The following is a 13652-nucleotide window of genomic DNA, read 5'->3' on the forward strand; positions in this document are numbered from 1 at the left end:
GTGCGGTGATGCCGAAGGCCCGGTTCCGCCAAGTTGGCTGGCGGAACCGGGCCTTCGTACGTGCTGTGCGTGCCGTTACGCCTTGCGCAGGCGGAACGTCAGTGACAGGCCCTCGTCCGTGAACGGGTCCCCGTAGGTGTCGTCCGTCTCACCCTGACCGAAGTCCGTGGCGAGGACCTCGTCGGCGATCAGGCCCGAGTGCTCGGCCAGGGCCGCGGTGACCGCCGGGTCCGTGGACGTCCAGCGGAGTGCGATGCGGTCGGCCACGTCGAGGCCGCTGTTCTTGCGGGCCTCCTGGATCAGCCGGATCGCGTCACGGGCGAGGCCCGCCTGACGCAGCTCCTCCGTGATCTCCAGGTCGAGGGCGACCGTCGCACCCGAGTCGGACGCCACCGACCAGCCCTCGCGCGGGGTCTCCGTGATGATGACCTCGTCCGGGGCGAGGGTGACCGTCTCGCCGTCGACCTCCACCGATGCCGTGCCCGCGCGCAGGGCGAGGGACAGTGCTGCCGCGTCGGTGTTCGCGACGGCCTTCGCGACGTCCTGGACGCGCTTGCCGAACCGCTTGCCCAGGGCGCGGAAGTTCGCCTTGGCGGTGGTGTCGACCAGCGAGCCGCCCACCTCGGAGAGGGACGCGAGGGAGCTGACGTTCAGCTCCTCCGTGATCTGCGCGTGCAGTTCGCGGTCGAGGGTGTCGAAGCCCGCCGCCGCGACCAGCGCGCGGGACAGCGGCTGACGCGTCTTCACCCCCGACTCCGCGCGCGTGGCGCGGCCCAGCTCGACGAGCCGCCGTACGAGCACCATCTGCTTCGACAGCTCCGGGTCGATCGCGGACAGGTCCGCCTCGGGCCAGGACGTCAGGTGGACGGATTCGGGGCTGCCCGGGGTCACCGGCACCACCAGGTCCTGCCAGACCCGCTCGGTGATGAACGGGGTCAGCGGGGCCATCAGCTTCGTGACCGTCTCGACGACCTCGTGCAGGGTGCGCAGCGCGGCCTTGTCGCCCTGCCAGAAGCGGCGCCGGGACCGGCGTACGTACCAGTTGGACAGGTCGTCGACGAACGCCGACAGGAGCTTGCCGGCGCGCTGGGTGTCGTAGGTCTCCAGGGCCTGCGTCACCTGGTCGGTGAGTGCGTGGAGTTCGGACAGGAGCCAGCGGTCCAGGACCGGGCGGTCGGCCGGAGCCGGGTCCGCCGCGGACGGGGCCCAGTTCGACGTACGCGCGTACAGGGCCTGGAAGGCGACCGTGTTCCAGTACGTGAGGAGCGTCTTGCGGACGACCTCCTGGATGGTGCCGTGCCCGACGCGGCGGGCCGCCCACGGGGAACCGCCGGCCGCCATGAACCAGCGCACCGCGTCCGCGCCGTGCCGGTCCATCAGCGGGATCGGGTCAAGGGTGTTGCCCAGGTGCTTGGACATCTTGCGGCCGTCCTCGGCGAGGATGTGGCCGAGGCAGACCACGTTCTCGTACGACGACTTGTCGAAGACGAGCGTGCCGACCGCCATCAGCGTGTAGAACCAGCCGCGCGTCTGGTCGATGGCCTCGCTGATGAACTGCGCCGGGTAGCGGGACTCGAACAGTTCCTTGTTCTTGTACGGGTATCCCCACTGCGCGAACGGCATCGAACCCGAGTCGTACCAGGCGTCGATGACCTCCGGCACGCGCGTGGCCGTCTTTCCGCAGTCGCCCTGGGGGCAGGCGAAGGTGACCGCGTCGATGAACGGGCGGTGCGGGTCCAGGTCCGACTGGTCGGTGCCCGTGAGCCCGGTCAGCTCCGCGCGGGAGCCGACGACCGTGAGGTGGTCCTCCTCGCAGCGCCAGATCGGGAGGGGGGTGCCCCAGTAACGGCTGCGGGAGAGCGCCCAGTCGATGTTGTTGTTCAGCCAGTCGCCGAAGCGGCCGTTCTTGACCGTCTCCGGGTACCAGTTGGTCTTCTCGTTCTCCTGGAGGAGACGGTCCTTGACGGCCGTGGTGCGGATGTACCAGGACGGCTGCGCGTAGTAGAGCAGTGCGGTGTGACAGCGCCAGCAGTGCGGGTAACTGTGCTCGTACGGGATGTGCTTGAAGAGGAGGCCGCGCTGCTGGAGGTCCTCGGTGAGCTTTTCGTCCGCCTTCTTGAAGAAGACACCGCCCACGAGGGGGACGTCCTCCTCGAAGGTGCCGTCCGGGCGGACCGGGTTCACGACCGGCAGGCCGTACGCGCGGCACACCTTGAGGTCTTCCTCACCGAAGGCGGGGGACTGGTGGACCAGACCCGTACCGTCCTCGGTCGTCACGTAGTCCGCGTTCACCACGTAGTGGGTGGGCACGTCCGTCGGGAACTCGACCAGCTCGAACGGACGTTGATAGGACCAGCGCTCCATCTCGGCGCCGGTGAAGGTCTGTCCGGTGGGCTGCCACTCCTCGCCGAGCGCCTTGGTGAGCAGCGGTTCGGCGACGACGAGCTTCTCGCTGTCGGGCGAGCCGTTCGTCGCGACCACGTAGGTGACGTCGGGGTGGGCGGCGACCGCGGTGTTGGAGACCAGCGTCCAGGGCGTAGTCGTCCAGACGACGAGTGCGGCCTCGCCGGCCAGCGGACCGGAGGTGAGCGGGAAACGGACGTACACGGAGGGGTCGACGACCGTCTCGTAGCCCTGGGCCAGCTCGTGGTCCGAGAGGCCCGTGCCGCAGCGCGGGCACCAGGGGGCGACGCGGTGGTCCTGGGTCAGCAGGCCCTTGTTGAAGATCTCCTTCAGCGACCACCAGACCGACTCGATGTACTCGGGGTCCATCGTGCGGTAGGGGTCGTGCAGGTCGGTCCAGTACCCCATGCGGGTCGTGAGCGCCTCGAAGGCGTCCGTGTGGCGGGTCACCGACTCGCGGCACTTGGCGTTGAACTCGGCGATGCCGTACGACTCGATGTCCTGCTTGCCGGCGAAGCCGAGCTCTTTCTCGACCGCCAGCTCCACCGGGAGGCCGTGGCAGTCCCAGCCGGCCTTGCGGGCCACGTGGTAGCCGCGCATGGTGCGGAAGCGCGGGAACACGTCCTTGAAGACGCGGGCCTCGATGTGGTGGGCACCCGGCATGCCGTTCGCGGTGGGCGGGCCCTCGTAGAACACCCATTCGGGGCGGCCCTCGGACTGCTCAAGGCTCTTGGCGAAGATCTTCTGGTCGTGCCAGAAGTCGAGCACGGCGTGCTCAAGGGCGGGCAGGTCGACCTGGGCGGGCACCTGGCGGTACGTCGGCGTTGTCATCAGCGAGCTTCCTCCGGCGGACTTTCTGCCTTCCGTCGGAGGGACGAGAGCCGGAATTCTCCGGACGCCGTGTACGGCGTACTCCCGCGGTACCACCCTCCTTGGCTCCCCGGTGCGGCCTGCACACCTGTGAGCCCCCTCATTGGGGTCGCGATACCGGGTCTACTCGCCTTGGCTGTACTGCACGCCTCACTGCGGCTTTCTTCCGGCGGCTCCGGGGTGATCTTCGCGTCGCGCTCGCCCCCGGGCTTCCACCGTCCCCGGGTCGCTCTGGGCTGCGTACGCCGCTACTCGTCCCCATCCACGCTTCTCGCTCCGCCAGTGTACGGCGCCCCACGGACAGCGGCCGACCGGTATTCCGGGCCACTCGAATGGCCAGGGGTGGGTGTCCGGATTCCGGGACGCACGGCTCGGCGGATTACCCGGCGGGGAGCTGGGCACAACGCTTGCAGGTCCGCCCCGCGGGAGCGGCGGAGTGGGCGAATCGGGTGGCGCTTCCCGTTGCCGCGGGACTCAAGTCGATTTATCGTCCCAGCACGATTTGCGAGCAAGATCACGATATGTGAAGGGGCCGCGGCCATGGTGGCGAAAAAGACCGCCGAGCAGCAGTCGACGACCGGCAGATCCACCGGATCCACGGCCGCGGGGGCCTCCGGCAGTGGCAAGGGCACGGACGCGAAGAAGAGCGCCCTCAAGAAGAGCGCCGTGAAGAAGACAGCGGCGACGAAAGCGGTGGCAAGTACATCGGTGGCCAAGAAGACGGTGGCCAAAAGGGCCGTCACGAAGACAGCCGCCGTGAAGACAGCCGCCGTGAAGACAGCCGCCGTGAAGACAGCTGTCGTGAAGAAAGCCGCTGCTTCCGAAAGCACCGCGGCTCACAGCGGCACCGGTACACGCACCTCCACGAAGAGCACGGCCAGGAAGAGCACCGCCAACAGGGCGGGCGCGGCCGAGGCCGCGAAGACGACGGGAGCCACGACGGTGGTTGCGAAGAAGACTGCGGGCACGACCACGACGGCGAAGAAGCCCAGCGCGGTACCCAAGGCGCGGATCGTCGCGGCGACGGAGCCGGGCGAACTCGCCGTACGCCCCGGTGAGGATCCATGGACCCCGGAGGAGGTGGCGGAGGCGCGCGCCGGGCTGCAGTCCGAGGTGCAGCGGCTGCGCGCCGAGATCGCGGCGTCCGAGCAGTCGCTCGCGGGTCTGATGCGGGACTCCGGGGACGGCGCGGGCGACGACCAGGCGGACACCGGCACCAAGAACACGACACGCGAGGCCGAGATGGCGCTGGCGGCCAACGCGCGCGAGATGCTCGTCCAGGACGAGCGGGCGCTGGAGCGGCTGGACACGGGCACGTACGGCCTGTGCGAGAGCTGCGGCAAGGCGATCGGGAAGGCCCGTACGCAGGCGTTCCCGCGCGCGACGATGTGCGTCGAATGCAAGCAGAAGCAGGAGCGTCGCTACTGACCGGCCGCCGGTCCCCGCCGTGTGCCTCCTGCGCTCCTGTGTGCCAGGAGGCGTGTCGTACCCTCGTCCTCAGTCAGGAACCTAGGTTGAGGGACTCACGTGGCAGAGGCGGAGCGCATCATCGGTACGCCGGACATCCCAGACGCGGCGGGAGCCGAGCCGGAAACCCCGGACGAGCGGCCCCGGGGCAGGCGCCGGATCCTCGTGCTGTTCACGGTCGCCGCGCTGGCGTACGCGCTGGACCTCGCCAGCAAGATGATCGTGGTCGCCAAGCTGGAGCACCACGCGCCGATCGAGATCATCGGGGACTGGCTGAGGTTCGAGGCGATCCGCAACGCGGGTGCCGCTTTCGGTATGGGTGAGGCCTTCACGGTGATCTTCACGGTCATCGCTGCGTCCGTGATCGTCGTGATCGCCCGCCTGGCCCGCAAGCTCTACAGCGTGCCCTGGGCGATCGCGCTCGGTCTGCTGCTCGGCGGCGCGCTGGGCAATCTGACCGACCGGATCTTCCGCTCGCCGGGCGTCTTCGAGGGCGCGGTCGTCGACTTCATCGCGCCCAAGCACTTCGCGGTCTTCAACCTGGCCGACTCGGCGATCGTCTGCGGCGGCATCCTGATCGTTCTGCTGTCCTTCAAGGGGCTCGACCCGGACGGGACCGTCCACAAGGACTGACGAGCCGGGCGGGGTTTGTCCACAGGCGCGGTCGGGGGTGTCGGGCCCGTCCTGCATACTCGACAGGTGAGTACGATTCCCGAGATCCGCAACCTGCCCGTGCCGGACGGCCTGGAGGGTGAGCGTGTAGACGCCGCCATCTCCCGGATGTTCGGCTTCTCCCGTACGAAGGCCGCCGAGCTGGCCGCGGCGGGGAAGGTCATGGTCGACGGCTCGGTGGTCGGCAAGTCGGAGCGGGTGCACGGCGGGGCCTGGCTCGAGGTCGAGATGCCACAGGCGCCCGCCCCCGTGCAGGTGGTGGCTGAGCCGGTCGAGGGCATGGTGATCGTGCACGACGACGACGACATCGTCGTGATCGTCAAGCCCGTCGGCGTGGCCGCGCACCCGTCGCCCGGCTGGACGGGGACGACGGTCATCGGCGGGCTCGCCGCCGCCGGATACCGCATCTCCACCTCCGGTGCCGCCGAGCGCCAGGGCATTGTGCACCGGCTCGACGTCGGCACGTCCGGCCTGATGGCGGTCGCCAAGTCGGAGCGCGCGTACACGTCGCTCAAGCGCCAGTTCAAGGAGCGCACGGTCGACAAGCGCTACCACGCGCTGGTCCAGGGCCACCCCGACCCGATGAGCGGCACGATCGACGCGCCCATCGGCCGGCACCCCACCCACGACTACAAGTGGGCGGTCACGGCCGAGGGGAAGGCGTCCGTCACGCACTACGACCTCATCGAGGCGTTTCGCTCGGCCTCCCTGCTCGACATCAAGCTGGAGACCGGCCGCACCCACCAGATCCGCGTCCACATGGCTGCCCACCGGCATCCCTGCGTCGGCGACCTGACGTACGGGGCGGACCCGACGCTCTCCAAGCGGCTCGGCCTGACCCGCCAGTGGCTGCACGCCGTACGCCTCGGCTTCGAGCACCCCGGGGACGGGACGTGGGTCGAGTTCGAGAGCGACTATCCGGAGGACCTGGCAGGCGCCCTGGAGCGGGTGCGCGAGGAGACCTACGCATGACCCGGCCGTCGTACGCGGTGCGCGTCGCCGAGGATCCCGCCGACCGCGAGGCCTGTTTCGCGGTGCGCAAGGAGGTCTTCGTCGCCGAGCAGCGGGTGCCGGAGGACCTGGAGTACGACGAGTTCGACGCGGGCGCGCTGCATGTGGTGGCCGTCCGGGAGGACGGGGTCGCGCTCGGCACGGGGCGGTTGCTGCACGGGGAGGCCGCGGCAGGCCGGACCGGGGGCGATCTGTCCGTGGGGTCGCTCGGGCGGCTCGCGGTGCGGAAGGAAGCGCGGGGGCTGGGGGTCGGGGTCGCGCTCGTGCGGGGTATCGAGGCGGCGGCCCGGGGGCTGGGGCTTGTCGCCGTGGATCTGCATGCGCAGACGGCCGCAGCGGGGTTCTACGAGCGGCTCGGGTACGCGGGGTACGGGGACGAGTTCTACGAGGCTGGTATCGCGCATCTTGCGATGCGGCGCTCTCTTTAGTTTTTTCTCCCACCCGCGCACCGCCCGCTTCGAGCCCTTTGCGAAGTGGGCCTCTCCTGTGGGGGTGCTCTTCGGTGGCGGCTTTCCGTCCCAGGGCGGTGTCAGCCCCGGGCGGCCACCCGTGGGGTCTCGTGTGCCCTTCGGGCCTGGCGGGTCGCCGTCTCACTGCCCGGGGGCAGGGACGCGTCAGCCGTGTTGACCCGAGGGAGGGCGTACGGGTGTTGCTCGGCCAGCCAGCGGATCATGCCCTCGCGGACGTACACCCGGACCTTCCAGACATCGTCCGCGTCCTTCGCCGTCACCAGGGCGCGTACCTCCATGGTGCTCGGTGTGGCGTCCGTGACGGACAGGTCGCAGGCGCGGCCGTCCCAGGCCGGGCACTCGCGCAGGAGGTCGCGGAGCTGCTCCCGCATCGCCTCCATGGGTGCGCTGTGGTCGAGGTGCCAGAAGACGATGCCGGTCATCTGGGCCCCGCCACGCGACCAGTTCTCGAAGGGCTTCGAGGTGAAGTAGGACACCGGCATCGTGATACGGCGCTCGTCCCAGGTGCGCACGCTCAGGAACGTCAGCGTGATCTCGTCGACCGTGCCCCACTCGCCGTCCACCACGACCGTGTCGCCCAGACGCACCATGTCGCCGAAGGCGATCTGGAACCCCGCGAACATGTTGCTCAGCGTCGACTGGGCCGCCACACCCGCGACGATGCCCAGAATTCCGGCCGACGCCAGCAGCGAGGCGCCGGCCGCCCGCATCGCCGGGAACGTCAGCAGCATCGCCGCCACCGCCACGACGGCCACGATCGCCGCGACCACCCGTGTGATCAACGACACCTGGGTGCGGACCCGACGGACCCGGGCCGGGTCGGGGTGGACGCGGGCGTAACGGGTGTACGAGGTGTCCACGACCGCCGCCGCGATGCGGACGACCAGCCAGGCCGTCGAGCCGATCAGCACCAGCGTCAGGGCCCGGCCGACGGCGACCTGGTGCTCCTTGAGCAGGTCGGCCTCGTGGTAGGACCCTCTGAGCAGCGCCGCGCACAGGACGAGGTGGTAGGGCACACGGCCCCGGCGCAGCAGTCCCCACAGCGGAGTCTCGGTCTGCCGTTCGTCCGCCTTGCGCAGCAACCGGTCCGTGGCCCAGCCGATGAGCAGCGTGAGCACGACCGAGCCACCGAGGACGATCAGCGGGCGCAGTACGTTCTCCATGCCGGAGAACGTAACCGCTGAGGGGCGGCCTTGAACATGTGACCTTGGTGTCAGTGGTCACTGGCACGATGTCCACATGAACGTCATGCTCTTTCACTCGACCTATGGGCTTCGCCCCGCCGTACGTGCCGCGGCGGACCGGCTGCGGGCGGCCGGACACGAGGTGTGGACCCCCGACCTCTTCGACGGGCACACCTTCGAGACCGTCGAGGAGGGCATGGCCTTCAAGGACGCCATAGGCAAGGACGAGCTGCTCAGACGGGCGATCCTGGCCGCCGCGCCCTACTCCGGGCGGGGTCTGGTGTACGCGGGGTTCTCGTTCGGTGCCGCGACCGCGCAGACGCTCGCGCTCGGCGACGCCAAGGCACGCGGGCTGTTGCTGCTGCACGGCACGTCGGACATCGCCGAGACCGCGTCGGTGGATGAGCTGCCGGTCCAGCTGCACGTGGCCGAGCCGGACGCGTTCGAGACCGACGACTGGCTGGGCTCCTGGTATCTCCAGATGGGCAAGGTGGGCGCCGACGTGGAGATCTACCGGTACGCCGGGGCCGGTCACCTCTACACCGACCCCGATCTGCCGGACTACGACGAGGAGGCGGCCGAGGCCACCTGGCGGGTGGCGCTCGGCTTCCTCGACAGTCTGTAGGGCCGACTCTTCGGGACCGGCAGCTGACCGGTCTTCCGCGGGCTACACCGGGCGGTACGTCCGTTCCATCTTCTGCGTGCCGGTGAGCGTGCGGTACGAGCGCCACCAGGTCGAGGTCGCGTTCGCCTTCGTGCGGTCGGACAGCACGTAGTAGTCCATCTGCGCGCGGTCCGCGGTGATGTCCAGGACGCCGTAGCCGTGGCGGTCGGTGTCGACCCAGTGGACGTGCCTGTTGGCCACCTGGATGATCGGCGCGGCGAGTGCGGTGACGGTGCCCTCGGGGACCTTGAGGATGTCGTCGAGGTTGTCGGAGGTGACCGACGTGACGACGAACTCCGTGGCGGCCGAGGGCGACAGCGGGTAGGTGCCGGCGTCCACGGGCACGTCGTTGGCCCACGCCATGTGGATGTCGCCGGTCAGGAAGACCGTGTTGCGGATCGCGTTGGAGCGGAGGTGGGCGAGGAGTTCACGCCGGTCGTCCGTGTAGCCGTCCCACTGGTCGGTGTTGAGGGCGAGGCCCTCCTTGGGCAGGCCGAGCAGTTCGGCGAGCGGCTTCAGGAGGTCGGCGCTGAGGGAGCCGATGACGAACGGCGAGATCATCACCGAGTTGCCGACCAGCCGCCAGGTGGTGTCGGAGGCCTTCAACCCCGCCTTCAGCCAGTCCAGTTGGGCCCGGCCGGTGATCGTACGAGCGGGGTCGTCGACCGTACCGTTGCCCGTGGACACCTGCTGGGAGCGGAAGGAGCGCAGATCGAGGAGCGAGAGGTCGGCGAGCTTGCCGAAGCGAAGGCGCCGGTAGGTGGTGCCCGCGATCGCCGTGCGGACCGGCATCCACTCGAAGTAGGCCTGCTTCGCGGCGGACTGCCGGCTCGACCAGGTGCCCTCCGTGCCCTCGGTGTGGTTCTCGGCGCCGCCCGACCAGGCGTCGTTGGCGAACTCGTGGTCGTCCCAGATCGCGATGACGGGGGCTGCCGCGTGGAGGGCCTGGAGGTCGGAGTCGGTCTTGTAACGCCCGTGCCGTACGCGGTAGTCGGCGAGCGTGAGGATCTCGTGCGCGGGGGAGTGCGGGCGTACGACGGTGCCGCGGGTGCCGTACGCGCCGGTGCCGTACTCGTAGATGTAGTCGCCGAGGTGCAGCCAGGCGTCCAGGTCGCCGCGTGCCGCGAGGTGGCGGTACGAGGAGAAGTAGCCGGCCTCCCAGTTGGCGCAGGAGACCACGCCGAAGCGCAGGCCGGTCACCGCGGCGTCCGCGGCGGGCGCGGTGCGCGTGCGGGCGGCGGGGGAGTCCGTGCCGCCGGCCGAGAATCGGAACCAGTAGTCAGTGGCGGGCGAGAGGCCTCGGATGTCCGCCTTGACCGTGTGGTCGGCGGCGGCCGTCGCGGTGGTCGAGCCCTTGGAGACGATGTTCGTGAACGCCTTGTCGAGGGCGACGGTCCAGCTCACCTCGGTGTCCGGGCCGAGCCCGGAGCCGGGTATCGCCTCGGCGGTGGGCGTCACGCGCGTCCACAGCAGGACGCCGTCCGGCAGCGGATCGCCGGAGGCGACCCCGTGCAGGAAGGCGGGCACCTCGGCAGCGGCACGGGCGGGCAGCGCGGCGGCCAGCGGACCGGCCAGTACGGCGGTGGCCGCGGCGGCCTTGACGACCGTACGGCGGCGTGGGGCGAGGGAGTTGACCCGGGCGCCCGTGGACTCGGAGGAAGAGCTTCGACTCGTCACGGGCGCTGAGATTACTGATCAGTAGGCCGGTAGAGCGGGCGAACGACAAAAGTTCGCCCGCTCTTCGGCTGATCGTCCACCGGGACCGAGCGGCGGACCGTACAGCAGGCGCTCCGAACGCCCCGGAACCCGCTGCTCAGGCCTTCAGCGCCGCCGTGATCGCCGTGGTGAAGTCGGCTACCGTCATGGGCGCGTTCTCGCTGTTCGGGGCCGTGAGCTTCTTGCCGTCCATCACCAGGCTCGGGGTGCCGTTGACGCCGTCCTTGTTGGTGTTGAACGTCTGGGACATCGCCAGTGCCCAGGCGTCGTACGTGCCGTTCTTGACGGCGGTCTGGAACTTCGTGTTGTTCTTGAGCGCGCCGACCGTGTTCGCCACCTTGATCAGGTAGTCGTCGCTCTTGAACTTGTCGTCCGTCTCCTCGGGGTGGTACTTGGTCGAGTAGAGCGCGGTCTTGTACTCCAGGAACGCCTCCGGGCTCACGTTCAGCGCGGCGCCCATGGCGCTCATCGCGTTCTTGGAGCCCTCGCCGCGGGAGCCGATCTGGATCTTCCCGTTGTCGTCGGTGTCTCCGTCGAGGAACGTGCCGCCGATGTACTGGATCTTGAACTTGCCCGCGTCGAAGTCCTGCTTGAGGGTCGGGCCGACCGTCTCCTCGAACTGGGCGCAGATCGGGCAGCGCGGGTCCTCGTAGAGCTTGAGGGTCTTCTTGGCGGTGCTCTTGCCGAGAACCACCGTCGTGCCGTTGGTGCCCGTCGTGTTGGCCGGCGCGACGATCTTCGCGTCCTTCGCCGTGTCCCAGTAGCCCGGCTTGTTGTTCTGCACGACCGCGTAGCCGATACCGCCGGCTATCGCGAGGACGGCGACGACGGCACCGGCCACGATGACCTGCCGCTTGACCTTGGCGCGCTTGGCCTGGCGCGCGCGCTCCTCGCGCAGACGTTCACGGGCCGCGTTCTTGGACGCCTGGCTGTTCCGCTTGCTCATGCTGGTGATCTCCCTGGGGAACGCGTACGCGGCACGGGCGGCGTACGCGGAAGTGAACGGGGGGCTTGCCGGTGCTCGTCGCTCGCGGCTGTCGCCCGGGCGGATTGTCGCTCAGGCGAAGGCGAGCAGGCTCGGGCGCGGCGGTCCGCGTCGTCCCAGGGAGTGCACGAGCAGGCGCGCGCGGAGGGCGGCGACGCGCTGGGCCGGTCGCGGCAGACGGCGTACCGCCGGGGCGGACCGGACCGTCACCGCGGTGGCGGAGGCCAGCAGCAGCGGGCGGAAGGTGGAGGTGGTGAGCGCGTCCAGCAACTGGGCCAGGGCCCGCTCGCCCCGGCGCAGCCAGGCGGCGGCCAGCAGCCCCACGCCGACGTGTGCGGCCAGCAGCAGCCAGGCGGTCGACGGGCCCGAGTGGGCGAGCAGGGCTGCCACCCGGTCGGTGTCGGTGCCCGCCACCCGGGCCAGCGGGGTGCCCACGCCGTCACCGGCGCACAGCACGTCGAAGCCGACCGAACGCAGCGGGCCGGCGACCGGGCCGCCGGCCCGGCCGTAACAGACCGTCTGACCGGTGGTGAAGACCGTGTCGGCGGCCAGCTCCAGCGGGATCAGCAGGGCCGCGATCCGGGCGAAGCCGCGCTCACGGCCGGCCAGGGCGTACGCGACGACGAAGACGGCGGCGGCGATCACGGCCACCGTCCCCATCGGCAGGGGGACCCGGGACAGCAGCACGTGCGACGCGCTGCTGAGCGTCACGACGAGTGCCGTGAACAGTGCCGCGCGTACGGCTCTGAGGTGGGTCCCGGATATGTCCATAGCGGAGGTGAGTGTGTCACGGACTCCTGTAGGAGGCCCCTAAAAGCTCCCTGTGAGCCTGTGCACTGTCGGAGGAGGTGTCTAGAGGCCCGGGATCCGGCCGTTGCGGAACAGGTCCACGAAGGTCTGGTGGTCGGCACGTGCGCGTGCGCCGTACTCGTGGGCGAAGTCCACCAGGACGTCCGCGAAGCCCGCCTCGTCGGCCGCGATGACCGCGTCGATGGCCCGCTCCGTGGAGAAGGGCACCAGGGACTCGCCGGACTGGTCGTCCGCCGCCGCGTGCATCGTGGCTGTCGCCCGGCCCAGGTCGGCGACGACGGCCGCGATCTCCTCCGGGTCGTCGATGTCACCCCAGTTCAGGTCCACGGCGTACGGCGACACCTCGGCGACCAGCTGACCGCGGCCGTCCAGCTCGGTCCAGCCCAGCCACGGGTCGGCGTGGTCCTGGAGGGCGCGCTGCGAGATCACCGTGCGGTGGCCCTCGTGCTGGAAGTAGCCGCGGATCGCCGGGTCGGTGATGTGCCGGGAGACGGCCGGGGTCTGGGCCTGCTTGATGTAGATCACCACATCGTTCTCCAGGGCGTCCGTGGCGCCCTCCAGAAGGATGTTGTACGAGGGCAGCCCGGCCGAGCCGATGCCGATGCCGCGACGGCCGACGACGTCCTTCACCCGGTACGAGTCCGGGCGGGTCAGGGACGACTCCGGCAGCGTCTCCAGATAGCCGTCGAAGGCGGCGAGCACCTTGTAACGCGTGGCCGCGTCAAGCTCGATGGAGCCGCCGCCCGGCGCGAAGCGGCGCTCGAAGTCGCGGATCTCGGTCATCGAGTCGAGCAGCCCGAACCGCGTCAGCGAACGCGCGTCGCGCAGCGCGTCCAGCAGCGGACCCTCGGCGGTGTCCAGGGTGAAGGGTGGCACCTCGTCGCTCTTCGCGCCGGTCGCGAGGGCGCGGATGCGCTCGCGGTACGCGCCCGCGTACGTCCGCACGAGGTCGGTGATCTGGTCGTCGGCGAGCGCCTTCGCGTACCCGATGAGGGCCAGGGAGGCGGCGAGGCGCTTGAGGTCCCAGGTGAAGGGCCCGACGTACGCCTCGTCGAAGTCGTTGACGTTGAAGATCAGCCGGCCCTCGGCGTCCATGTACGTGCCGAAGTTCTCCGCGTGCAGGTCGCCGTGGATCCACACGCGCGCGGTGCGGTCGTCCAGGTACGGTCCGCCCCGCCTCTCGGCCTCCAGATCGTGGTAGAAGAGGCACGCCGTACCCCGGTAGAACGCGAACGCGGAAGCCGCCATCTTGCGGAACTTCACGCGGAACGCGGCTGGATCGGCGGCCAGGAGCTCGCCGAACGCGGTGTCGAAGACGGTGAGGATCTCCTCGCCGCGGTGCTCGGCGCTGAGCTGCGGAACCGACATCGCTTGGTGCCTCCTGGTGCAGGTGATGCAAG

At 70.0% G+C, this 13652-nt stretch carries 11 protein-coding genes; 5 read left to right on the forward strand and 6 right to left on the reverse strand.

The features are described from left to right. Nucleotides 1-75 precede the first annotated feature (75 nt). Nucleotides 76-3234 (reverse strand): isoleucine--tRNA ligase, encoded by a 3159-nt coding sequence (gene ileS, locus G3I56_RS25550; RefSeq protein ID WP_164412780.1) that lies wholly within the window; start codon nucleotides 3232-3234, stop codon nucleotides 76-78. Nucleotides 3235-3813: 579 nt separating this feature from the next. On the opposite strand from ileS, the gene G3I56_RS25555 reads away from it, so the two are divergent. The 4 genes from G3I56_RS25555 (at nucleotide 3814) to G3I56_RS25570 (ending at nucleotide 6851) form a co-directional block, all read left to right on the forward strand. Beyond that, nucleotides 3814-4701: a TraR/DksA C4-type zinc finger protein gene (locus G3I56_RS25555; RefSeq protein WP_164412782.1), complete on the forward strand. Its 888-nt coding sequence runs from the start codon at nucleotides 3814-3816 to the stop codon at nucleotides 4699-4701. A gap of 99 nt (nucleotides 4702-4800) precedes the next feature. Then, nucleotides 4801-5373 carry a signal peptidase II gene (gene lspA, locus G3I56_RS25560; RefSeq protein WP_164412784.1) on the forward strand — a complete coding sequence of 191 codons (573 nt, stop codon included), beginning with the start codon at nucleotides 4801-4803 and terminating at the stop codon, nucleotides 5371-5373. 66 nt (nucleotides 5374-5439) lie between these two features. Further along, entirely contained in the window at nucleotides 5440-6384 is a 945-nt protein-coding gene (locus tag G3I56_RS25565) for an RluA family pseudouridine synthase (RefSeq protein WP_164412785.1), read from the forward strand. Then, entirely contained in the window at nucleotides 6381-6851 is a 471-nt protein-coding gene (locus tag G3I56_RS25570; protein ID WP_164412787.1) for a GNAT family N-acetyltransferase, read from the forward strand. The genes G3I56_RS25565 and G3I56_RS25570 overlap by 4 nt, the downstream gene beginning before the upstream one ends. 101 nt (nucleotides 6852-6952) lie before the next feature. On the opposite strand, the gene G3I56_RS25575 is transcribed toward G3I56_RS25570, so the two are convergent. Next, a complete protein-coding gene (locus G3I56_RS25575) occupies nucleotides 6953-8056 on the reverse strand; it encodes a mechanosensitive ion channel domain-containing protein (protein WP_164412789.1) in 1104 nt (367 codons plus the stop codon). 76 nt (nucleotides 8057-8132) lie between these two features. Here G3I56_RS25575 and G3I56_RS25580 point away from each other — a divergent pair, with 76 nt between their 5' ends. Further along, nucleotides 8133-8702 (forward strand): dienelactone hydrolase family protein, encoded by a 570-nt coding sequence (locus G3I56_RS25580; protein WP_164412791.1) that lies wholly within the window; start codon nucleotides 8133-8135, stop codon nucleotides 8700-8702. A gap of 42 nt (nucleotides 8703-8744) precedes the next feature. Here G3I56_RS25580 and G3I56_RS25585 read toward each other — a convergent pair whose 3' ends face one another. From G3I56_RS25585 to G3I56_RS25600, 4 genes are all read right to left on the reverse strand, one after another. Then, nucleotides 8745-10418 carry an alkaline phosphatase D family protein gene (locus G3I56_RS25585; protein ID WP_164412793.1) on the reverse strand — a complete coding sequence of 558 codons (1674 nt, stop codon included), beginning with the start codon at nucleotides 10416-10418 and terminating at the stop codon, nucleotides 8745-8747. A 136-nt stretch (nucleotides 10419-10554) separates the two neighbouring features. Continuing rightward, entirely contained in the window at nucleotides 10555-11403 is an 849-nt protein-coding gene (locus G3I56_RS25590; RefSeq protein WP_164412795.1) for a thioredoxin domain-containing protein, read from the reverse strand. Nucleotides 11404-11514: 111 nt separating this feature from the next. Beyond that, entirely contained in the window at nucleotides 11515-12213 is a 699-nt protein-coding gene (locus tag G3I56_RS25595) for a hypothetical protein (protein WP_164412797.1), read from the reverse strand. An 81-nt stretch (nucleotides 12214-12294) separates the two neighbouring features. After that, entirely contained in the window at nucleotides 12295-13620 is a 1326-nt protein-coding gene (locus G3I56_RS25600) for a DUF2252 domain-containing protein (protein ID WP_164412799.1), read from the reverse strand. Nucleotides 13621-13652 lie beyond the last annotated feature (32 nt).

The sequence above is a fragment of the Streptomyces sp. SID12488 genome (assembly GCF_010548275.1).
In the GTDB taxonomy this organism is placed as follows: domain Bacteria; phylum Actinomycetota; class Actinomycetes; order Streptomycetales; family Streptomycetaceae; genus Streptomyces.